The sequence below is a fragment of the Bacillus sp. HSf4 genome (genome assembly GCF_029537375.1).
GTDB classification, from domain to species: domain Bacteria; phylum Bacillota; class Bacilli; order Bacillales; family Bacillaceae; genus Bacillus; species Bacillus sonorensis_A.
This window is the reverse complement of sequence record NZ_CP120679.1, coordinates 347474-371161: the sequence shown is the minus strand read 5'-3', so window position 1 is coordinate 371161 and position 23688 is coordinate 347474. Positions and strand designations below refer to the sequence as shown.

The window sequence follows — 23688 nt, the reverse complement described above, 5'->3', positions numbered from 1 at the left end:
TATTGAGCGGCGGGAGGCCCGCCGCCATTTTTTTCAAACCATGTTCCGCTTGTAGGCTTTCCCGTCATGGGCATCGATAAACACGGGATATACCGGGCGGTAGACGAGAGTGTAGTGATCATCTTCTTCCCACTCGAGCTCCACATCAAAAACCGAAGCAAAAATGTCTTTTGCCTCTTCGCGTGTAATAGCGGGTGACGGATTCAGATCTTTCAATGTTTCCGGTTCGATTTCAGGGGCGAAAAACCCGACGACCAGGCCGTTGATGCGATTGATGATGATATTGGCAAACCCCAGCCTGAGCGGCACTCCTTCATATGTGAGGTCAAACTGAAAAGCAGCGGTATTCTGCTCCTCCTCGTCTTTTTCCAAGGGATGCATCCGGAAATACTGCCGGGCATCCGGGTATAGCAAATAGAGAAACTGCAAGGCCCGTTTGCGGCAGGCTTCTTCCGTCCAAACAGGAGACCCTTCTGCTTCGATAAAAGAGAAAAGCCCTTTTAGCTTTCCCTTCTTTTTATCTTTCTTGATTTTCAAGGTATTATGATTCCGGATTTTAAAATAGCTTTCGATGCCAAAGTCTTCCTGATCAGGATCGCTCCCTTCGCGCCAAACGGTTCCGATTGAATCGCCTAAATCCGCTTCGCGGATCTTTCGAAAAGAAGGACTGAAACCGATCAACTCGTGCAAATCAACGTCCCGGTCTGCTTCAGACAATACAGGAAGCGGCAGGGTTTCCTCCTCTTCTTCATCATCAACGGGTGTAGTTTTCTCACATATCGCCGACGAATCGGCTGGATAACTGATAAACGGCAGTCTCGTTTCATAAATGAGGTGCGGCTGGTCATCTCCGCTTTCATACAGTTCACGGCGAATATGTTCCACCGTCAGTTCAAAATCGACTTGATCAAGATACTCGGAGATCACCTGCTGTCGATCGGCCAGCTGTTTTGGAATGGAAACCGAATCCGCACCGCCGTGGTAGCGAAACCTCAACACCTCTCCATCTTTCGCGATGTCCACGAAAAAGCCCGTCTGCGGCAGAGGCAGATCAAGAGCCATCTGTGCGTATGTATATCGAACGGCTTGTTCTGTTACCTTCTTTTCTTGAAAAACAAAACTGGCAGCGGCGCTCGGATAATGGCGCTCGACAAATTGAAGGGCGATTTGCTGCAATTCGCCTTCCGGAAGCTCGTTCTCTGCAACTGGAGCATATTCTTTCGTAAGACTGATGAAGCGCCCCTCGCAATCCAGTTCCACAGCGATGTCGTTGTCCGGATGCTCAGGGTCTTGCCAAACAAAAAAAGCTCGTTCTCTATCGAGATCTTCGATGATGAGCTGATAGTTTTCGGGAATTGCACCGATATGACGCGCTTTTTGTTTTAGTTTTGGGGCCAAATGGGTCACTTCCTCTCTTTTTCGATATAAGATATGCACCTGAATCAAAAAGCACCAGACTCTTACAGAAAAATCCTATGAACCATAGTAAAACTAGGATGAAGCAGGAAACGCCATAGGTATCAACCGTTTCAACTTTCCCGCCCTCCTTGCATATGTTTCTTAAATAACTAATTAAACCATAAAATTATTAATTTACCATAAAATATCATATCATATAAAATCTAAAAATGGCAGCGAATTTACTGTCGCCTTTCTATCATTCATTCTCTATATCCTTAGCATGATATTTTTTGATTATATGGAAAATTCAGAATTATTTTGTTAATATCTAACTTGTTAATACAACAAAATAAGGAAGTGATAGAGTTGGTTATGAAAAAAAGCGTGAAGCGAACGTTGATCACCGGTCTTATGGGTATTTCTCTTTATTCTATGGGGATGCACTCCGCTCAAGCTGCACCATCACCGCATACCCCTGTTTCAAACGATCCTTCTTACCAGCCTGAGTCAAAGGTTGTCTACGATCCGAACATTAAAAGCGACAAAAATGGAACATATTCCAAAGCGTTTCAAGGAACAGGGAAAGGAAGCGGGTCAGCCCAGCACGAAAAAGCGAAATCATCGCCTGCCAAAGCCCCTTACAATCTTAAATCTGTCATCGGTACAGATAATCGGACAAGAGTCTCCAATACAACGGCATACCCTTACAGGGCCATCGTTCATATTTCAAGCAGCATCGGCTCCTGCACCGGCTGGCTGATCGGCCCGAAAACGGTTGCAACGGCGGGGCACTGCGTCTATGACACAGCTAGCGGTTCATTTGCGGGGACGGCCACTGTATCGCCGGGGCGCAATGGCTCAAGCTACCCTTACGGATCGGTGAAATCGACGCGTTATTTCATTCCGTCAGGCTGGAGAAGCGGAAACACCAATTATGACTACGCGGCCATCGAACTGAGCGAACCGATCGGCAACACCGTCGGCTATTTCGGATACTCCTACACCACTTCCTCCCTCACAGGGACAAATGTGACGATCAGCGGCTATCCCGGGGACAAGCCGTCAGGCACCCAATGGCAGCATTCAGGGCCGATCACAGTCTCAGAAACTTATAAACTGCAATATTCGATCGACACATACGGCGGACAAAGCGGTTCACCTGTATTTGAACAAAGCAGTTCAAGAACAAACTGCAGCGGTCCTTGCTCACTGGCTGTTCATACGAATGGGGTGTACGGAGGCTCTTCATACAATCGGGGGACACGCATCACAAAAGAAGTATTTGATAATTTGACCAACTGGAAAAACAGCGCGCAATAAATTGCAGATAAAGACAGCCCGCTTCCTCTTGGACGAGCTGTCTTCGATTTTATGAACGCCTCTTGAGGCTGTACTTTTTTCCTTCTATCGTGATGGTGAAGTTCGCAGGGCCGCTGATCGGCAAGTAATAAACAAGCTGAAATTCCTCTGATTCACCCGGTTTAATCGCCTTCCAATTTGACAGCGTCACCCGAACGCGGTGGAAATCTCCCGTCAGCCCTCCAATGTTCGGTCCTGTATGCCCTGCAGAAATCACTTCAACCCGATCACCGCTCCAGCTTCCGAACCGGGGCGAAGTGGACGTCGGCACAGCAAATTCGATGACAGACCCTCCTGTAATCGTCACATCACTGTTGTTTGTCAACCTCATGTTCGGATGGATCGGATAGTTTTGATCTCCTAACGGAAAATCGGAAAACTCTATATTGATATCAAGTGATTCTGAAGGCAAAGGCGACTTGCTGAATCGATGATCGTATGGCGTCGCGTCCACAAATTTACGGTATAAAGTTCTCGTTAACGCGCTGCCGATATAGTATTCTCCCCTGTTGTCATTTCTGTCGGGATACCAGTCATAATCACCGCTCAAATCCCAAAACATCACACCGCCGATTCCTTTTGCAACGACATAGTCCGCCTTTTTTTCTATTGATTCCTCATCTTCCGCAGAAAGAAACACCTTCTTTTCTTCATTCCATAGCCAGGGCGCCGCCAGCGTTTTATCATATTGTCTCGTGTAGGCGCCTGTTAAATCAGCTTCGCTCAGTCCGTACCTCTCCAAATATGATCCGGCAATGCCATTTTCAAGATTTTTGGCATGCCACATCGGATTCGCCCCTGCTCCGATTTCTTTTCCTTCTTCGTCTTGATCATGCCAAATATTATCGATGCCGACCGCACCATCACCGCATGTTGTCAAACCTTGAGGACAGTCAGTGCTTCCGGCGCTCCCCCACAGACCGTTTGATCCGCCGGATACGTTTTTCCAGCCTCTTGTATAATAAGGAACACCGATATTGATTCGGCCCGACGCCATCGCCCCCCTAAAGTAATGGTACGCCCAGTCCGCATTTAAATACCCGATCCCGCCGTATTCCGGCGTGCTATAGATGTTGGACCGCTTTAATTCGGCATCCTCGCCGCTATCGTACAATGGCGCGTTCGGCCCGACAAACTCGTTCCAGGCTCCATGGAGATCGTAGGACATGATGTTTACATAATCGACATACCGAAGCGGCTGAAATGTTTCCATGCCCCGCAGCAAATAGGCTGATGACGGTGCCGCCATGGTCAGCATGTAGTACTTTTGATCTTCGGCAGACGCTTGATCAAGCTTTTGCCTTAATGTTTTCATCAAGACGTCAAAGCTTTTGTTTAACCCCTTTCGTCTCGGGTTGGATATGTTCCAATCCAACGGATTCCCGGCATCTTTCATCGTCGTGGGATATTCGTAGTCAATATCAATGCCATCCAATTCATATGTTCTGAGAAAATCAACGACAGATTCGGCAAAGGTGTTGATTCCGTTTTCGTTTACAGACCCGTCACTATTCGTTGTCATCGAGTAAAAACCGCCGCTTGGAATCCGCTCTCCATCCTTGCCAAAATAACCGCCGGTTTCGGCCCAGCCGCCAACAGCCGCCAGCACTTTGACATCCGGGTATTTCTCCTTAAACTGGTGAAGCAGATTAAAATGACCTTTGTACGGCAGGGATTGATCCATCTTCACATCCGGATATTCCGGCCAGTCCATGCCAATGGACGGGTTGTTTTCATCATTTCCGCTGCCGATTGAAATGCGATGATCCTCTCTGATATGAGCAAATGCGTAATTGATGTGGCTTAAATATTGCCAAGGTATATCGTTGACTAAATAACGGTCTTGATTACCCTTTCCCGTACGCCAGCTTGTGAAATAGCCGATGATTCTGCGGTCTAAATCATTGGCCAGCTTTTCGCGTCCCTCTTGATCATAGACGTCGCAATAAGGAACATTTTCAACGCCGGAGTCCCAGAGCCCTTCAGGACGGCATGCCTGCTTTTTACTTCGGGTGTCTGCGGAAATGGTCTGAGCCGGGATCAAAAACGAGAGAAACAGCATCCCTAATAATAGAAATAAAGCGGCTCTTTTCACTTCATTCACACTCCTTTCTTATAAAGAGAGACGGGAATCCCAATCTCTCTTTATCGTTTTCTATTTATTTGCAATCACCGACTAACCGCCATACTCCCCACTCGCCGGTCTGATCCGGCTGATCTCCTTTTGTCCACCACTGCGCTTCGTATACTTTGCCGTTAAAAACGACACGATCTCCGCCTGTGTAGACGGCGGTATCTTTCCATTCGTTATATGCACATGATTGGTCTGAGCTTGTCGATGCCTCTATCGTTGGTCCGGTATGGAGCTTTCCGTCCGCATCCTTTGCTGACACTGTAAATGAATAGGTCGTATTCGGCTTTAAATCGCTTATTGTCACCATTGTTTCCTTGACCGACACGGACTTGTTTCCATATGTCACGACATACTCTGTCATATCGGCTCCGGCATTCGGCGCCTCCCATGCCAGGCTGATACTGGTTGCGGTTTTTTCTGTTACATGCACATTTTTCGGGGCGGATGTCGGGGGCTCCGGATTGCCGCCGTCAGGCACAAAGTCTAAATCGGCTGCTAATTTGTTGAGCAAAGTCTGATTTGAATCACCGCTGAAATCCCAAAACATAGCCCCGCTTAGTCCGTTTGCTTGAATGAAATCGGTTTTGTATCCATAGGATTCTTCATCATCGTAGGTAATGAAGTTTCCATTCTCCGCATTGTACAAGAACGGCACTTTTGCTCGATCATTCCAATATCTTTTATAACCGTTTTTATTGATGTAGTTCTTTTCAAGATCTGAAAAATCAAATACTCCCTTTTCCCAGGTCCCTTCTTTAGCCGGTCCGCATTTCTGATATTCTCCGTTGTCTTGAGATTCACAACCGCTCCAGCCTCTGCCGTAAAACGGTGTTCCAAGCACTAATTTATCCGCTTTGACACCGGCTTCCTTGTAACGCTTGACGGTGTTTTCAATGTTATAGCTTTCAGCGTTTGGAACGCCGGCTTCTTTCGCTTTTGGATCATAGAATAACGGAGCGTTGTGGGCGCTTATCCCTTGCCATCCGCCATTAAAGTCATAGGTCATGATGTTAATCCAATCAACCGTTTCAGCAATTTTATCTAATTCAGTGTTGCTCACATATTCGGGGCTGGCACCGGATGCGATCGTCAGCAAATATTCCTTGCCATCCTTCGCTTCTGCGGCGTCAAGCTTTTCGCGTACATCCTGCAAAAGCAACGTGTAGTTTCTTTTGTCCTCCGGACGGGTGCTGTTTCCCGGCAGTCCTCCGCTAACCGGGTATTCCCAGTCAAGGTCAACGCCATCAAACCCATATTTTCTTAAAAAATCGACCGCTGAAGCAGCAAAATTTTCTCTTGCACGAGGATCTGCCGCAACATCTGAAAAGCGGTTTGACCAAGTCCATCCGCCGACTGATATGAATGTTTTCAAATGAGGATGGCTCTTTTTCAGCTTCAACAGTTGTTTAAAGTTGCCCCGAATCGGCTCGTCCCAAGCATCGCCGGGATTGGACTTTTGTGCATCGATCCACGGATCCCCCATAACGATCGATCCATTTGGAACATCAATCACTCCGCTTTCATCCTGGCAGGACCACGTCTGCGGGTTGGGACCTGTCGGGTCAGGGTTTCCATGTCTTCCCTCCCAGCAAATATCGGCAAATGCATAATTGATATGACTGACCTTAGAGACATCCATATCCCACACTTGAAAGTCCCTTCCATACGCACCCCAGGATGGATAATAGCCAATGATTTTATAGTTTTTGTCAGAGCTTGCTTTCGCACTTTCCCCATTAAAAAACGACAGACTTAGAATCATCGTAAAAATGAACGAAAAAACAAGAAACTTTTTGTTTGAAAACACTTATTCCCATCCCCTTTTCATCAAATTTTTGCTGTCAATCAATGAAACTTTATTTTGTTCACCACCTTTTCAATAGGTTTATATTCACCTTGTAAGACATAGCAGTGGTGACAAAGAAGATCACAAGGAGAAAACGCTTACATTAATCGATATGTGGATTTAAACTGTAAGTCTTGATGCGGTCACACATTGCAAATGGCGATTGATCCTGGATGGAAAAAATAGCGGGTTTACGAAAATACGTATAGTTGTCTATACCTTATATGGCAAGAACAGTTTTAAGCAAACGTTTGATTGACCGCAAAATTTGTTATGACAAATTAATAATAATTAGAATATTCTGAATTGTCAACGTCATTATTTATTTGATCCCGGAAATGTCCATGGCATTTCCGGGGTACATGCTTTTACAAGAATTGCAGTTTTACAGACTGGCATAAGATATAAGGCGAATATCCGAACATTGTATGAAAGCTGTTTTCAACGAAGGATCTGTCAATAATGAAAGCTCATAGACCCGCGGATAATGGTATGAAGATTTCTCGAGCAGCCGTTTATCGACATAAGCCGGGTGGCACATGACTTCAATGACCGACGCCTCTTGATGAAGATCGAGGAAGGATGATAAGTCTTTCAGTCTGTCCACTTTCAGCTCAAAGGCATCATTCGATTTCACATTTTTCCACAAGGAAGGATGGTCATCGTTCACCTTTCTGCAGGGCAGATGATACTCTGTCGCCAGCTTTACAAACACCTCGGAAAGATTTCCGTATGTATGGATATGATGGTGGCTGTCGATATGTGTCGGATGTAAGCCGCAGGTGAGGGCTTTTTCTATCTGTGCTTTCCATTCCTTATACACTTCATCAAGATCGATGTCGAAAAAACCTTGATAGTATGAAAGCTTGCGAAAATTCCCATCCTCATCCGCAACCGTTTGCAGATCGCTGAGAAGCGGACGGCCTGCTGTCAATGTCAAATGAACACCGACCCCAAGTGCGGGATTTTCCCGTGCAAGAGAGACAGCATGCTCCATTTCTAACATATTGGTCATGATCGTCGTCGATGTGAGAACTCCGCGCTGGAACGCCTCAATGATGCCGAGGTTCACTCCTCTTGAAAGTCCAAAATCATCGGCGTTTATGATTAAAGCTTTCATCCTTCAATCCCCCTCTATTCATAGTCGCGTTCTATGAAGAATTCAACGCGGTCTCCGCGGAAATAGGCCAGAGAAAACTCCACGACTTCTTCAGACGCCAAAAATGTTTGCGTTGCAATCTGGAAACAAGGCGTGCCTTGTGTGATATTCAAATGCTGTGCAATTTCTTCATCGGAAATCAAGATTTTGATTTGCTCTTCGGTTCTTTTTATCGTATTGCCTTGGCTGCTAATGCACTGGTACAGTGAAATATTGGCCATTTCTTCCGTTATCTCGGGGACGAGGTCGGCTCTGACAAAGGCCGTTTCGAACTGGATTTCTTCCTCATCCGCATAGCGAATCCGCTTCACCTGATAGACCAATTGTTCACCATCAATCCCAAGACGGTCTTGGATTTTTTTTGATGGTTTTATTTTTTGCAAATCCACAACTTTGATTTTCGGTTTCATGCCTTGCGCTTTTAATTGATCTGCATAACGGAGATGGCTGGAGCTTAAGATCTGCTTCACTTTTCCTTTGGCGACAAATGTCCCTTTCCCCTGTTTGCGGTAAATGGCCCCTTCCATAAGCAAATGATTCAAGGCGGTCCGCAGTGTTGTTCGACTGACATCATAGATTTTGCAAAATTCCGACTCCGTCGGAAGCAGACTGCCAGGCGGGTAATAGCCGCTCTCTATTTTATCTACAATATCTTGTTTAATTCGGCTGTGGAGTTGTGGTTGTTTTGCCATTCATTTTCTCCTTTGGAGTGAAATTAGTAACTATAGAATAACACAAAACGTTCGCCAAAAAAATAATTTGTTATAACAAATATGTGTGGACAAATTTGTTACTACATGTTAAGTTTCAATTGTGTTAAGCGTTTTCAAAAAAAGAGATTGGAGGAGGGGGACTATGGGGTTGAAATTAGTCGTGATAGGCGGGGGATCAAGCTACACACCAGAAATCATCGAAGGTGTCATCAAGCGGCATCATCATTTTCCAGTGAAGGAGATTGTTCTCGTCGACATTGAGGAAGGAGCAGAAAAAGTACGCATCACTTCAGAACTTGCGAAGCGAATGATCAAACGTGCGGATGTTCCGATTGAATTGAGCTATACAACAGATCGTGCGCAAGCGCTTAAGCATGCCGATTTTGTCACGGTTCAAATAAGAGTCGGAGGATTAAAGGCCAGAGCGCTGGATGAAAAAATTCCGCTCAGCCATGGTCTGATCGGCCAAGAAACAAATGGAGCCGGCGGTATTTTTAAAGCTTTGCGGACGATTCCCGCCATGCTGGATATCGCTCGCGATATAAAAGAGATTTGTCCAGAAGCGTGGCTGATCAATTTTACAAATCCGGCCGGCATCGTGACTGAAGCATTATTGAAGCATGGCCCCCATCAAAAAGTCATCGGGGTTTGCAATATTCCTTATAACATGAAAAACAGCATCGCAGAAATTTTCCGCGTGGATGCGGATCGTGTCATGATTGAATTCGCGGGGCTCAACCATTTCGTCTTCGGGCAAAGGGTATGGATAGACGGAGTGGACCGGACAGAGGAGACAATCGATCATTTATTGAATGACACCCTCGACTATTCTCCTTCCAATATTGCGATGCTGCCTTGGAATCGCCAATTTTTACGCTCTTTGCGCATGCTTCCGAACCCGTATCATCAGTACTATTACCAGTATGAAGATGTGCTTGCAAAAGATATCGAAGCATACCAAAACAACGGGACACGCGCAGATGCCGTCATGGAAATAGAAAAACAGCTATTTGAAACATACAAAAACACAGACATCCATGAAAAGCCCAAAGAATTAGAAAGCCGCGGAGGAGCTTATTACAGTGAATCAGCCTGCTCATTAATGACCTCGCTTTATCAACATTCGCTGGATATTCAGACCGTCAATACATTGAATAAAGGAAGCATACCAGATCTTCCGCATGATGCGGTGATTGAAGTCAACAGTGTCATCACAAAAAGCGGACCTATGCCGCTGACAGTCGGAAAACTGCCGGATTCCATCAGCGGGGCGGTGATTTCTATGAAAAAATTCGAGCAATTGGTCATCAAAGCAGCGGTCACAGGTGATGAAAACACGTTGTACTCCGCAATGATCATGAATCCGCTGATTCCATCTGATCATAAAGCCCAGACGGTGATGAATGAAATGCTTGAGGCTCATAAACATGATCTTCCGCAGTTCTTTGAGGAGGCAAAAGTACGATGAAACAAAATAAGATCATGACGTTCATCGAATCTAAAATCATGCCGATCGCTGGTAGAATCGGCTCTCAAAGGCACTTAATTGCCATACGTGATGGGTTCATTGCCATTATGCCTTTAATCATCATCGGCTCTCTTGCCATTCTGGTCAATCAATTCCCAATACCGGCATTTCAGGATTTCATGACCGGCCTTTTTGGCGAAGGATGGACGGCAGCCGGCGGAGCTGTGTGGAATGGTTCATTTGCCATTTTAAGTTTGCTGGCCGTTGCGGCTGTCAGCTTCAAGCTAGCAGAATCTTATCGGACTGATGGTCTTTCTGCCGCATTAATCGGGGTCGGGGCATTCGCCGTCCTTACACCGACGACGGAAGACTTTGGCTTTTCCATGACTTGGCTGGGGGCTCAAGGCCTTTTCGTCGGATTGATCACGGCTTTGCTGTCAACAGAAGCATTCAGGCTCTTCTCTCAAAATGAGAAACTTAAAATTAAAATGCCTGACGGCGTGCCTGATGGCGTGACAAAATCCTTGAATGCTTTATTGCCGGCTGCTGTGATTTTGGCGGCAGCAGGATTATTGAACACTCTGATCGTTTATTTTTCCGGACAAAGCTTACACGAGCTGGTCTTCAGCACGATCCAGGAACCGCTTCAAGGCCTTTCCAACACGGTTGGATCAGCATTGGTTTTTACTTTCTTGAATCACTTGCTTTGGTTTTTCGGATTGCACGGAACAAATATCCTCGGACCGATTATGGAATCCATCTACCTTCCGCTCATTCAGGAAAACCAGCATTTATTCTCGCAAGGAATGAGCGCTTTTGAAGTGCCTTATATCGTGACCAAGCCCTTCTTTGATTCTTATGTGTTTATGGGAGGATCGGGGACGACATTGGCTTTGCTCGCTGCTATTTTTATCGGCGTGAAATCGAAGCACTACAAAACGATCGGAAAGGTATCCGCCGCACCAGGCTTTTTTAACATTAATGAACCTGTCCTGTTCGGCCTTCCCATCGTATTAAATCCGATTATGTTCATTCCTTTTATATTGATTCCATTAGTTTTAACGGTTACATCATACATCGCTTTAGCCTCCGGGCTCGTTCCGAAAACGGTAGCCATCCTTCCATGGACGACACCGCCGATTGTCAGCGGTTATCTTGTAACCGGAGGATCAATCCGGGGAGTTTTTTTGCAAATCTTCAATCTGGCGCTGGCTGTCTTGCTCTACCTGCCATTCATTAAAGCGGCAGAGAGAGCCGCCCTGTTAACAAACCGAAAGTGAATAAAGGAGTGAAGGCTTTTGACACATCCATTGAATCTGGAACAGGTGTCATTTGAAATCATCTTGCATGCTGGAAATGCGCGTTCATCTGCAATGGAAGCATTGCAGTGTGTGAAAAAAAGCGAGTACGAGTCAGCAAATCAAAAGATCCAAGAAAGCAGATGCGGAACTGCTTCAAGCGCATCAGGCGCAAACCCGCTTATTGCAAAAAGAGGCGCAAGGCGAACGCCTTTCACCCAATCTATTATTAATCCATGCACAAGACCATTTGATGACGTCCATGACTTTAAAAGATTTAGCGAACGAAATGATTCATTTATATCAAGCCCTGAGGAGAGGAAGTGAAGCATGAAGATAGCACTTGTATGTTCCGCCGGAATGTCGACTAGCATGCTGGTAAAAAAAATGAGGGAAGAAGCGGGAAGCCGTGACATCAATGCAGAAATCAACGCTTATGCTGAAGCAGATTTACAAAGCCATCTGGAGGATATTGATGTCATACTGATCGGACCGCAAGTCCGTTATTTAAAAAAACAAATGACAGAACGAGCCGCACAGTACAAGACGCCCGTGGATATCATTGACCAAATCGCATATGGAATGATGAACGGAGCAAAAGTTCTGGATCAAGCGATCGAACTGACGCAATAATGCCGTCTCTCCACACTAAAAACAACCCATTTTCTTTCCGGAAGCGGGTTGTTTTTATTTTATAAGTTTAAAAGAATGATTTTTTGAAATCGTTTCAATTTTGTATAATGATTGGTAAAGGATGTGATCACAAATGATTTCCACCAAAATCAAATCCCAACTGATGGATATCGTCGGGCATGAGAATTATGATGATTCCAATGCCGGACGGCTCGTCTACTCGTATGATGCCACACCGCAGTTCCAATCAATGCCTGACGCCGTCATTGCGCCGCGCAGCAAGGACGAAGTATCGGACATATTGAAAATTGCAAGCGCCCACCGCATCCCGATTGTGCCGCGGGGTTCCGGCACCAACCTCTGTGCAGGCACTTGCCCGACAGAAGGCGGGATCGTGCTCCTGTTTAAACATATGAATCAGATATTGGAAATCGATGAAGAAAATTTGACTATGACCGTTCAGCCCGGAGTCATCACACTGGACTTGATTCGTGCAGCAGAGGAAAAAGGGCTGTTTTATCCTCCCGACCCCAGTTCAATGAAAATTTCCACAATCGGCGGAAATATCAATGAAAATTCGGGCGGTTTACGGGGGCTGAAGTATGGTGTGACCCGTGATTATGTCATGGCTTTAGAAATCGTTTTGGCCAACGGGGATATCATCCGCACCGGGGGAAAGCTTGCCAAAGACGTCGCCGGCTACGATCTGACGCGTTTATTTGTCGGCTCTGAAGGGACGCTCGGCATCATCACTGAAGCTACGTTAAAATTAATCCCTGCTCCCGAAACAAAGAAAACCGTCCTCGCTCTCTATCAAGACATCGACGCTGCAGCCAAATCTGTATCAGACATCATCGCTCACAAAATCATTCCGACAACCCTTGAATTTCTTGATCAGCCGACGCTTCAAGTCATCGAAGACTTTGCAAAAATCGGCCTCCCCGTCCATGCCAAAGCTGTTCTTTTGATTGAACAGGACGGATCGGCTGAAACGGTCAGCCGGGACATCGGCATCATTGAAGACATCTGCAAAAAAGGAAATGCCGTGTCCGTGCAAACAGCACAGACGGAAGCCGAAGCGGAAAATTTGCGCAACGCGCGCCGTGCGGCACTATCTGCTTTGGCCCGTTTAAAGCCGACGACCATTCTGGAGGACGCCACAGTCCCCCGCTCAAAAGTCGCTGAAATGGTTAAAGCGATCAACAACATCGCCAAAAAACACAACATCACCATTTGCACATTCGGTCATGCCGGAGACGGAAATCTGCATCCGACTTGCACGACTGACATACGAAACAGCGAAGAAATGGAACGAGTCGAAAAAGCTTTTGAAGACATCTTCAAAAAAGCCGTTGAACTCGGAGGAACCATCACTGGCGAACACGGAGTCGGCGAAATGAAAGCCCCCTATTTGGAGCTTAAAATCGGTGAGGCTGGAATCGCTGCGATGAAAGCCTTGAAACAAGCATTTGATCCATACAACATTTTGAATCCAGGGAAAATATTTGCGAAAGACTCCCGCAAACGGGTGGTGGTAGCAAAATGACGACAGCAAAAGAACAAAAAGTCATCCAGCAGCAGTTTAAAGAGCGGATGGATGAAGAAGAACTGCTCAATTGCATGCGCTGCGGCTTCTGCCTTCCATCGTGCCCGACCTACATAGAATCGGGCTTTCAGGAAAGCCATTCTCCGCGGGGGCGGATCGCCTTAATGAAAGCGGTCGCAGACGGGGGGATTGAGCCTGATAAAGATGTCGAACGCTCTCTTGACCTTTGCCTCGGCTGCCGCGCCTGTGAACCGGTATGTCCGTCAGGAGTTCAGTACGGGCGTTTATTGGAGGAGGCAAGAGACATTATTCAGCAGCATAAAAAACACTCCCTTCCTAAAAAGGTGCTGCGCAGTGCTGTATTTAAAGGGCTGTTCCCTCATCAACAGAGAATCCGGGCGCTGACCGGAATGCTTGGCTTCTATCAGCGCTCCGGCATGCAAACCATCATCAGAAAATCAGGCATGCTGCGGATGTTGCCGGAACACCTGGCAAAAATGGAAAGCATCCTGCCCAAAGTCCCGGATATGAAGCAGCTGAAAAGCCGCCCGGACCATCTGCCGCCGCTCGGCGGTCACAAGAAGCGCGCCGCTTTCTTCTCAGGCTGTTTAATGGATACCTTGTTCCTGGACACAAATATGGCCACGATCAAACTGCTGCAAATGGCGGGGTGCGAAGTCGTCATCCCCGACCGGCAGGCCTGCTGCGGCGCTCTGCACGGCCACAGCGGCGAGAAGGATCTGGCCGTTCAACTGGCAAAACGGAATATTCAGGCATTCGAGGAATTGGACGCCGATTATATCGTGACAAACGCCGGCGGATGCGGAGCATTTTTAAGCGAATATGATCATCTTCTCAAAAGCGATCCCGACTGGTGGGAACGGGCGGCATCCTTCACAGGCAAGCTGAGAGATTTTTCCTCCGTTCTATTGGAGTTGGACTTTGCTGAAAAATCCCTTGAACTGCCTGTTCAGACTGTCACCTATCAGGACTCATGCCACCTGCGCAATGTGATGAAAACGTCTGCCGAGCCCCGCCGGCTCCTCCGCAGCATCAAAGGAATTGAATTCAAAGAAATGAAAAACGCTGACAGCTGCTGCGGCTCGGCCGGCATTTATAATATCGTGGAAGCGAACATGTCGATGACAATACTCGATTCCAAGATGGAAGCAGCACAAGCGGTTCAAGCGGAAACGATTGTCACCGCTAATCCCGGCTGCCTCCTGCAAATGAAACTCGGCATTGAACGGGCTGGACTGTCGGATCATGTCAGAGCCGTCCATCTCGCTGATTTACTATGGGAAGCCAGCGCCGGAAAGATGACTTAAATGGACTCGACATTCTTATCTATTTCTCGGGAAATAAAGTCGAATCGTTTCTATGAGAGGTTATTTCCGGACAGCAGGAAACTCGCCGTTCGGCTGGATAAACCGAAGGCCTTTCACCTGTTCGGAATCATCCGTCTCAAACCGAATGCTGTATCCAGGCAGATGTTTGATTTGAAAAGTCAGCTCACGGTAAGGCACAAGCTCGTATACCGGCTGACCAGGCAATGTTACCCTTAGTGTCCGCTCCCCTCCGAGGGAAACAGCGACTTCTGTTCCGTCTTCAAGCACATACACTCCAGTCAGCAAAGCGAGAAATTCAGGATCGGACAATCGCTCATCAGGCTTTTTCACAAACTCGATTTCTTTTGCACCGGGCGCCATTTCAAACGGTACGGAGAAACGGCTGATATGTCCGTTCACATCAATGGTAAAGGATGCCAGAAGCTTGGTCGTCTCAGAAAGCTTCAGCTCCATTTCGAACGTATCATAATGATAATGAGTCAAAGGCATGACAAACGAATGAAACAGCGCCTGCAATGTTCCGTCGGTAAGCTCTATTTTTAATTCTCCGTAGCCCGGATGCTCATAGATCCCCGTATAATCCTCAAGAGCATGGGACGGCTGCGTTCCTTCGATCTTGCTTAAATGTGCGGTGCGATCCTGTCTAATGAGAGCCGCTTTCATTTTTTCCGCTTCACCTTTCAAGCGGCTGCTCCAATCGATGTCACAGAGACCAAGCATACGATCAAAAATATGGTATGCCAGCACATTTGGGAGCAGGCTGGCGTTCATATTGGTCAAAATGACGACGCCGATTTTTTCGTCAGGCATGAAAGAGACAAGCGATGAAAAGCCGTCGATATTTCCTCCGTGGTGAATCATGCGGTATCCCCTGTACGGCTCGATGATCCAGCCAAGCCCATAGCTTGAAATTGGGATCTCTTTCGCTTTCATGAACGGGTCGCATGGAATATAAGGAGTATGCATTTCATTCAGGCTCCCGGCCGATAAAATGCCGCTGAACTCTCCGCTGCCAAGCTGGAACCTCACCCAGTTGGCCATATCCAGCACATTCGAATTGATGGAACCTGCCGGCCCGATCGCATCGATATTGCGAAATGGAATTTGTTCTGCTGATCCGGCTTTTTCTTGATATGGCAAGGAATGATCCGGCTGCTTTTTCATATCCTCAACCGAAAAATTGCTTGATGTCATTTTTAAAGGCTCAAACAGCCGCTCTTGCACAAGCCCTTCCCAGGTCGTGCCGGCCACTCTTCCCGCCAGAAGACCGGCTGTCATATACATGAGATTTTGATACTGCCAAATCGAACGAAAATCCTTGTTCGGCTCCAAATAGCGAATGCGCCTGAGGAGCTCCTCCCTTGAAAAAGGGGAGTTGTACCACATCATATCATGCCGGGGAAGTCCGGAACGGTGGCATGTCAAATCCCTTGGGGTCATCCGTTCAGTCGCTACAGGATCATGCATGTGAAACTCCGGCAGGTATTCCCTGACAGGCTTATCCCATTCCAGCTTTCCTTCATCAGCCAGAATCGCCATCGCTGCTGTTGTAAAAGCCTTAGTCCCCGAACCGATGGCAAACACGGTCTCCGGATTCACTTTTAAATTCCTTTCTTTGTCTTTATAGCCGAACCCTTCCGCCATGATGATCTCATCGTCTTTAATGATGCCAACCGCAGCGCCGGGCACTTTCCACCGCTTCATTTCTTCTTCTGCAAACTCGCGAAAACCTTTCAACTCTTTCAGGGGGTGTCTCATGCCAAACTCCTCTCTCTTCTTTTATGAGTTGTATGCCTTTTCTTGGTGTTGGTATGTCATACGTTTGATTTCTGAGAATGGTTTCATTGAGAAAAAACAGTGGTATAGTTCCTCATGAATGTCAAAAGCTAAGGGAAAGACGGAAAATATCAAGGAGGCAATATCTGTGTTTGGACTGATTTGGTCTTTAATCATCGGAGGGATTCTCGGCTGGCTTGCGGGCCTTATTATCAGACGGGATGTACCTGGAGGAATCATCGGCAACATCATCGCCGGATTTGTCGGTTCATGGCTGGGATCACTGATCTTAGGAAACTGGGGGCCGATGATTGGCGGATTTAATATCATCCCCGCTCTGGTTGGGGCGATCATCCTGATCTTTATCGTGAGCCTTGTGATGCGAAGCATGAGTGAACGCAAGTGAAGCAATAAAACGGCGGTTTCATCAGAAATCGTCGTTTTTATTTTGTTTCATTCAGCCTCTGTCTTTTATATAATTAATTAGAAACACGAAATAATCGGAATTGGGGGAGATCGATTGAAAAAAGCGGCTGAAAAGAGACTGAACCGTTCAGAAGTTGCGAAAGAGATGACATGGAAACTGACAGATTTGTTTTCTTCAGACGCAGCTTGGAAAGACGAGCTGGCCAACATTGAGGATGACTTATCGGCGATCACATCTTTTAAAGGAAGACTTCATGAAGGCGCACAAGTCCTGCTCGATTGTTTGCTGATGGAAGAACAGATCATGAAGCGTTTAAGCAAGGCTATCGCCTATATCTACCTCAAAAAGTCAGAAGATTTGACAAACCCCATCAATCAAGCGAATGCTTCAAAAATGGCCGCGCTGAAGGCGAAAATCAATGCGGGCCTTTCATTTATCGAATCAGAGATTTTACAACTTCCCGAGGCTGTCATTGAGTCGTACATAAAAAGTGAAGAAGAATTCGAACCTTTCCGAAACATGCTGACGGACATGTTAGAGCGCAAGCCGTACAAGCTTTTGCCGGAAACGGAAGAAGCGCTGGCCATGTTGGGCGAAGTGTATGAAGCGCCCTACAAAATCTTCGGAATGGCGAAACTGGCAGATATGCGATTTGAACCGATTACCGATTCAAATGGCCGTGAACTCGCCAATTCGTTTGCGCTATATGAAGGCAGATATATGTTTTCCCCTGATACGGACATTCGCAGAAAAGCCTTTGACTCATTTGTCGATACCTTAAAGCAATATCAAAACACAATTGCCGCCGCATATGAAACAGAAGTCAAAAAACAAGTGGCGATGTCCTCCTTGCGCGGATATGAATCAGTCACCCACATGCTCCTGCAGCCGCAAAGCGTGACACTTGAGATGTACCACAACCAGCTGGATGTCATCAAACAGGAGCTTGCGCCACATATGCGAAGGTATGCCGGCCTAAAAAAACGTGTACTCGGTCTGGACGAGATGCGCTTCTGCGATTTGCAGGCCCCGCTCGACCATGGCTTCAACCCTCAAACTACTTTTGCAGATGCAAAAAACATGATTCTCGATGCTTTACAAGTGATGGGCCCTGAGTATGCACAAGTGATGAAAACCGCTTTAACTGAAAGGTGGGTCGATTTGGCTGACAATGTCGGCAAATCAACAGGCGCCTTTTGCTCAAGCCCGTACGGCGCTCATCCTTACATTTTAATGACCTGGACGGATACGATGCGGGATGTCTTTACCCTTGCCCATGAACTGGGCCATGCCGGCCATTTTTATTTCGCAGCCCGCGATCAGCGGATCATGAACATCAGCCCTTCTTTATTTTTCGTGGAGGCTCCTTCGACGATGAATGAAATGCTGCTCGCACAGCACCTGTTCTCACAAACAAATGATTCAAAGATGAAGCGCTGGGTCATCAATCAGCTGCTGGGCACGTATTACCACAACTTTGTCACCCACCTGCTCGAAGGGGAGTATCAGCGCAGGGTGTATCAGCTTGCAGAACAGGGGCGCGCTCTTACCGCCTCTGCGCTGTCTGAACAAACAAGCAAAGTGCTTTCCGAATTCTGGGGCGCAGAAGTCGTGATTGATGAAGGCGCCAGCCTGACATGGATGCGCCAGCCCCATTATTACATGGGCTTGTACCCCTACACTTATTCAGCAGGATTGACTGCTTCAACATTGGTTTCACAGATGATCAAGCATGAAGGGCAGCCGGCGGTGGACAGATGGCTGTCTGTCTTAAAAGCAGGAGGAACAATGAAACCTCTTGACCTGTTAAAGCATGCCGGCGTCGATATGTCGACTGACGAACCGATCCGCCGGGCCGTCCGCTATGTCGAGTCATTGGTGGATGAGCTGGAAATGCTGTATGGTTAAAACAAAAGAACGGCGCCTGTTCAGGCGTCCGTTCTTTTGTTGCGGTGATGTGCCGGCTAAAACATCGGGTTTCCTTTCATTCCAACCCATAAATCGGACTGCTCTAATGTATAGGCTATCCGAAGCAGCCAATGCTCTTTTCCTTTCGGAGCCGTAAACTGAACCCCCAGCGGAAGCCCATCGCTTGTCATATGGACCGGCACGCTCATCGCCGGCTGGCCGGTTAAGTTTGCAAGCTGTGTGAATGGGGTAAATGTCAGGCTTTTCAAAAACATTTGATAGATAAGCGCCTGCTGTTCGTCTTTTTCCATGCCGCTTACCTTCTTGAGCTCTTCCGCTTCTTTTTGCGTGTGGGTCAGCTCGCCGACCTTTGGCGCGGGATAGGCCGAGGCAGGGGTCACGTATACATCATAGGTTTCATGAAACGCCGCCATTTGTGCGGCGGCTTTATCCCAAGAAGCTAAGCTCGCGGTAAACTCCGCCGCCGTCACTTTTTTGCCGGCTTCATTCAGAACCCATGTGACGATTTCCACATCCTGTGCCGTGATCGGCCGTCCGAGCGTTTTTTCCATTCCTAAAACCATTGCCGAGATTTCACCGCTGTTCATCAAATAGTAGTTTTCTATTAAGCGGAGCCCGTCGACTCCGTTCGTCTGTTCCTCAACATGATGCCCTTCAGCTTCAAGCCATTTCACGGTGTGATAAACAGCGCGCTTGGCCTCATCGCTGACAGGCGTTCCTACGGGACTTTCCACAGAAAAAGCGATTTTCAAAGGGCGCTGTGTCCCTATTTGCAGATCATCGGCATATCGTCCGGGAAATAAAGGCGTTTGAAAAGCAGCTTCCGGCTGGATCGTTTGCAGAATGTCCAGCAGTGCCGCGCTGTCTCTGACAGTCCGTGACAGAACAAAATCAATCGACGCACCCTGCCACTGACGACCGGCTCCAGGGCCGACAGGCGTTCTGCCGCGGGTCGGTTTCAGACCGAACAGCCCCGTAAAAGAAGCCGGAATCCGAATGGAGCCTCCCCCATCACTCGCTCCAGCCACGGGCACGATTCCCGCCGCCACCGCCGCTGCCGAGCCGCCGCTTGATCCTCCCGGCGAATAAGCGGTATTCCACGGATTCCGCGTCGGCCCGTACAGCTCAGGTTCAGAAATATTTTTCAACCCGTATTCAGGTGTATTCGTGTGCCCGAGAAATAAAAACCCTGCCTCGCGCAAGGTTGCGACAAAATTCGAATCGCGCTTTGCGGTATAGGACTTGAGCAGCTTCGCCCCGGCTGTCAGCGGCTCTCCTTTTATCGCTTGGGAAATATCTTTTAAGAGAATGGGCACACCGGCGAACGGCTGCCTGGAAACATCAAGCTGTTCGCTTTCATGCATGACCCGGTCTTTTCTCGTCCGCACGACCGCATTGATTCCCGGATTGACTTGCTCCAGGCGGGCAAAGGCGATGTCGGTTAATTCGGCTGCTGTGACTTCCTTTTTTTTGATAAGCTTAGATAAGCCTACGGCGTCATACGCCATATATTCAGATATATTCATATCTGCACCTCTCCTTTGGGTTCGCTAATGTTTATTTTGCACGAGACCCTGAAGGATTTCAATTGTTTCAGATAGGGGGAAAGAGAAATGATCATTCAAAAGCTTTCACGTGAAAACACGCTGCCGATGGATTTGCTGCTGTCGGCAGATCCGTCGGAAAAACTGGTCAAAGACTATGCCGAAAGAGGGCAATGTTTCACTGCTGAAATCAACCGGGAAATAGCCGGGGTTTATATCCTGCTGGCGACAAGGCCGGAAACGGCCGAATTGGTCAATATTGCAGTCAAAGAGGAGATGCAGGGAAAGGGAATCGGAAAACAGCTGATCATGCATGCGCTAAAAACGGCAAAATCAGAAGGGTTTAAAACGATGGAAATCGGCACCGGAAATTCAAGCATCGGACAGCTGGCTCTCTATCAAAAATGCGGGTTCAGAATCACAGGGATAGACCGGGATTTTTTTATCAGGCATTATTCAGAACCCATTTATGAAAATGGCATTCAATGCATCGATATGATCCGGTTATCGCAGGATTTATAAAAGCCGCCGAATCACCGGCAGCTTTCTAATACTCATTAAAATAGTTCTGGATTTTTTCAGGGTCATCTGTTTTGGTCAGAGCAAGCATCAGTAAAATCCGGGATTTTTCCGGGTTCAACGAATTGGAGGACAACAGCTGTTTCTTTTCCAGATCCGGATTCGGTGTTACGACTCCGCTCCCGGTGCGGCTCGAGCGGACGACGGCCGCTCCTTTTTTCACAGCCGCTGTCGCGCCTTTTTTCGCTTCATCGGAAATCGAGCCGTTTCCGCTTCCCGCATAGACGATGCCTTTCGCCCCCGCTTTGACAGCGGCATCGAACAAAAAGCGCCCGTCGTTTTGATAGCCGTAAATAATGTCGACTTGAGGAAGCTTATCGATTTTTGAAATATCAAAGTCTGTTTCCGTCGTATGCTTTTTCGTCACTTCATTATGAAAATAGATGTCGTCGGCAATGTTGCCGAGAAAGCCCATTTCCTCCGACTTAAATGTATCAGGAGCCGTTGTGTTTGTTTTTGTTACATACCTCGCGGCTCCGATGCGGTCATTCATGACGATCAGCGTTCCTTTCCCGTTCGCCTTCTCGCTCGCCGCTACTTTTACGGCGTTGTAAAGATTCGCAGGTCCATCCGCTCCGATCGCTGTTGATGGCCTCATAGATCCGACAACGACGACCGGTTTATCGCTTTTGATGACAAGGTTTAAAAAATAGGCCGTTTCTTCAAGTGTATCTGTGCCGTGCGTGATGACAATCCCGTCGATATCGTCAGAAGCCAGCAGCTTCCCGACACGCTTGCTCAACTTCAGCAAAATGTCATTGGTCATATTTTGACTGCCGATATTGGCGATCTGTTCGCCGCTGATATTGGCGAGATCCTGCATCTCCGGAACGGCTTCGATCAACGTATCAATCCCGAGTGCCCCCGCTTTATAATTGGTTGTCGATGTTTTTGACTTATCCGCGCCCGCAATCGTTCCACCTGTAGCCAGGATTTTGATATTGGGCAAATCTTTATTTTTTTGACCTGTGCTGACTGTCTTTGTTCCCGTTTTCGCTTCAGCTTTTGTTTCATTTAAAGACTCATTTGCACCGGAGCACCCGGTCATCATCAGCAATAAGCCTATAACAATAAACAACATTCGCCGTTTCATCATGATTTTAGATCTCCCCCTGCTTCTTCGTATGTAGCTTATGTATTTGTATTTTCTCTGACTCCATCCCTTTCATACCAGTTTAAATTTTCATCATTTTCTGTCTATTTATTCGTTAGATTTTCTTCACTGACTTTCAGTCCAAAAAAAGAGAGGAAAACATCGTTTTCCTCTTCCATCCTTATTTTAACAGCTTGAATTCTTCATTCACTTTGTTCAAAAGCTCTGCATTGGTCAAAAGATCATAGGCGGTTAACGCCAATGACTTTGCGCCGAGCATCAATCCTTCAAATCCTTTGCTGCTCATCGCTGCTTCGCGAAACTCCGGTGTATGGCAGGCAAATGGTTCATCGCAAATTTGCACATATGGATGAATCGATGGTGTGATCTGGCTGACATTCCCCATGTCAATCGATCCCCCTCCATCCGCTTTTTCATAAATGGAATCGGGCTCAACGCCTAACTCGATCATGTTTTTTGTAAAAATGTCTGATAACGTTTCATTTGTTTTCATATCGTCATAAGACAATTCGTAAAAAGAGGTTTCAAGCCGGGCCCCTGTCGCGAGCGCAGCGGCTTTCGCACAGTTTTTCACTTTTTCCAGCAGTTCATTGACATAGGAGCGTTCGGCTCCCCTGACGTAAAATTGTGCGACTGCATAATCCGGCACGACATTCGCCGCTTTTCCTCCCTCGGGAATGATGCCGTGAATCCGCGCGTCAGGCAGGATATGCTGTCTGAGCGCATTTATACCGTTGAATGTCTGAATCACGGCATCCAGGGCATTGATACCTTCATGCGGAGCTCCTGCTGCATGTGATGCCTTTCCGAAAAACTCAAATTGAATGGCATCCATCGCCAGCGATGTCCCGCTTTTTTCATGTCTGCAATACGGGTGCACCATCATGGCGGCATCCAGGTGGTCGAAAATCCCTTGTTCCGCCATGGTGACTTTTCCGCCTTTTGTTTCTTCTGCAGGCGTTCCGTATACATACACTTTGCCGCCGCACGAATTCATCACTTTGCTGACGCCGATGGCGGCGCCAACAGCCATTGTCCCGATCAAATTGTGGCCGCAGGCATGGCCCAGGCCGGGAAGCGCATCATATTCTGCCATAAACCCGATGGAAGGGCCGGGCCGGCCGCTGTCATATTCGGCTGTAAATGCGGTGGCAAGACCTGCTGTTCCTAATTGCACTTTAAAATCGTGCTTTTTGAGCTCCTCGGTCAAGAGCTTTGCAGCTTTGAATTCCTCATGACCCAGTTCGGGGTTGTTGCCAATATACTGGCTGATATGCAGCAGCTCTTCACGGATATGTTCGATTTCTTTCTCAATTTGTTTTTTCACGCGCTGTTCTCCCTTCTCCATATAAAATTCCAGGGGATTGACAAATCGATTCTCATATATTAAAAATGTTTAAATATATAAAACTT

Annotated in this window: 18 protein-coding genes and 1 pseudogene; 10 read left to right on the top strand and 9 right to left on the bottom strand. The window is 47.3% G+C overall.

Features of this window, described 5'->3' with window-relative positions; all coding sequences use genetic code 11:
- Positions 1-33 precede the first annotated feature (33 nt).
- On the bottom strand, positions 34-1398 hold the full coding sequence (locus P3X63_RS01960; protein ID WP_481748568.1) for a YcdB/YcdC domain-containing protein: 1365 nt from the start codon (positions 1396-1398) through the stop codon (positions 34-36).
- A 369-nt stretch (positions 1399-1767) separates the two neighbouring features.
- On the opposite strand from P3X63_RS01960, the gene P3X63_RS01955 reads away from it, so the two are divergent.
- Positions 1768-2721: a trypsin-like serine peptidase gene (locus P3X63_RS01955; protein ID WP_051290328.1), complete on the top strand. Its 954-nt coding sequence runs from the start codon at positions 1768-1770 to the stop codon at positions 2719-2721.
- A 49-nt stretch (positions 2722-2770) separates the two neighbouring features.
- Here the strand turns inward: P3X63_RS01955 and P3X63_RS01950 are convergent, their stop codons facing one another.
- From P3X63_RS01950 to P3X63_RS01935, 4 genes are all read right to left on the bottom strand, one after another.
- The gene (locus tag P3X63_RS01950) at positions 2771-4855 is read right to left on the bottom strand and encodes a glycosyl hydrolase family 18 protein (protein WP_347176594.1); all 2085 of its coding nucleotides are present in this window, start codon (positions 4853-4855) and stop codon (positions 2771-2773) included.
- 64 nt (positions 4856-4919) lie between these two features.
- A complete protein-coding gene (locus tag P3X63_RS01945; RefSeq protein WP_051290342.1) occupies positions 4920-6656 on the bottom strand; it encodes a glycosyl hydrolase family 18 protein in 1737 nt (578 codons plus the stop codon).
- 469 nt (positions 6657-7125) lie between these two features.
- On the bottom strand, positions 7126-7860 hold the full coding sequence (gene chbG / locus P3X63_RS01940) for a chitin disaccharide deacetylase (protein WP_026585787.1): 735 nt from the start codon (positions 7858-7860) through the stop codon (positions 7126-7128).
- 14 nt (positions 7861-7874) lie between these two features.
- The gene (locus P3X63_RS01935) at positions 7875-8591 is read right to left on the bottom strand and encodes a GntR family transcriptional regulator (RefSeq protein WP_026585786.1); all 717 of its coding nucleotides are present in this window, start codon (positions 8589-8591) and stop codon (positions 7875-7877) included.
- 163 nt (positions 8592-8754) lie between these two features.
- Here P3X63_RS01935 and P3X63_RS01930 point away from each other — a divergent pair, with 163 nt between their 5' ends.
- The 6 genes and pseudogenes from P3X63_RS01930 to P3X63_RS01905 all read left to right on the top strand — a co-directional run bounded on the left by P3X63_RS01930 (position 8755) and on the right by P3X63_RS01905 (position 14885).
- Complete coding sequence (locus tag P3X63_RS01930; RefSeq protein WP_077735763.1) at positions 8755-10080, top strand: 6-phospho-beta-glucosidase; 1326 nt, start codon at positions 8755-8757, stop codon at positions 10078-10080.
- Positions 10077-11360, top strand: a complete 1284-nt coding sequence (gene celB, locus P3X63_RS01925) for a PTS cellobiose transporter subunit IIC (RefSeq protein ID WP_026585784.1) — start codon at positions 10077-10079, stop codon at positions 11358-11360. Before P3X63_RS01930 ends, celB begins: the two co-directional genes overlap by 4 nt.
- 30 nt (positions 11361-11390) lie before the next feature.
- A pseudogene (locus P3X63_RS01920) lies at positions 11391-11712 on the top strand (PTS sugar transporter subunit IIA).
- Complete coding sequence (locus P3X63_RS01915; protein ID WP_026585782.1) at positions 11709-12011, top strand: PTS sugar transporter subunit IIB; 303 nt, start codon at positions 11709-11711, stop codon at positions 12009-12011. The pseudogene P3X63_RS01920 and the gene P3X63_RS01915 overlap by 4 nt, the downstream one beginning before the upstream one ends.
- 133 nt (positions 12012-12144) lie before the next feature.
- Positions 12145-13557, top strand: a complete 1413-nt coding sequence (glcD, locus tag P3X63_RS01910; RefSeq protein WP_026585781.1) for a glycolate oxidase subunit GlcD — start codon at positions 12145-12147, stop codon at positions 13555-13557.
- Entirely contained in the window at positions 13554-14885 is a 1332-nt protein-coding gene (locus tag P3X63_RS01905) for a (Fe-S)-binding protein (RefSeq protein ID WP_277692391.1), read from the top strand. Before glcD ends, P3X63_RS01905 begins: the two co-directional genes overlap by 4 nt.
- A 60-nt stretch (positions 14886-14945) precedes the next feature.
- Here P3X63_RS01905 and P3X63_RS01900 read toward each other — a convergent pair whose 3' ends face one another.
- Positions 14946-16664, bottom strand: a complete 1719-nt coding sequence (locus P3X63_RS01900; protein WP_277692390.1) for a serine hydrolase — start codon at positions 16662-16664, stop codon at positions 14946-14948.
- Between the two features lie 166 nt (positions 16665-16830).
- On the opposite strand from P3X63_RS01900, the gene P3X63_RS01895 reads away from it, so the two are divergent.
- Positions 16831-17088: a GlsB/YeaQ/YmgE family stress response membrane protein gene (locus P3X63_RS01895; protein WP_026585778.1), complete on the top strand. Its 258-nt coding sequence runs from the start codon at positions 16831-16833 to the stop codon at positions 17086-17088.
- Positions 17089-17202: 114 nt separating this feature from the next.
- On the top strand, positions 17203-19017 hold the full coding sequence (gene pepF / locus P3X63_RS01890; protein WP_277692389.1) for an oligoendopeptidase F: 1815 nt from the start codon (positions 17203-17205) through the stop codon (positions 19015-19017).
- 56 nt (positions 19018-19073) lie between these two features.
- Here pepF and P3X63_RS01885 read toward each other — a convergent pair whose 3' ends face one another.
- Entirely contained in the window at positions 19074-20564 is a 1491-nt protein-coding gene (locus P3X63_RS01885) for an amidase (protein ID WP_277692388.1), read from the bottom strand.
- Positions 20565-20651: 87 nt separating this feature from the next.
- On the opposite strand from P3X63_RS01885, the gene P3X63_RS01880 reads away from it, so the two are divergent.
- A complete protein-coding gene (locus P3X63_RS01880) occupies positions 20652-21104 on the top strand; it encodes a GNAT family N-acetyltransferase (protein WP_077735768.1) in 453 nt (150 codons plus the stop codon).
- A 25-nt stretch (positions 21105-21129) separates the two neighbouring features.
- Here the strand turns inward: P3X63_RS01880 and P3X63_RS01875 are convergent, their stop codons facing one another.
- A complete protein-coding gene (locus tag P3X63_RS01875; protein ID WP_077735865.1) occupies positions 21130-22257 on the bottom strand; it encodes a type II asparaginase in 1128 nt (375 codons plus the stop codon).
- Between the two features lie 178 nt (positions 22258-22435).
- The gene (locus P3X63_RS01870; RefSeq protein WP_277692387.1) at positions 22436-23602 is read right to left on the bottom strand and encodes a M20 family metallopeptidase; all 1167 of its coding nucleotides are present in this window, start codon (positions 23600-23602) and stop codon (positions 22436-22438) included.
- Between the last annotated feature and the right edge of the window lie 86 nt (positions 23603-23688).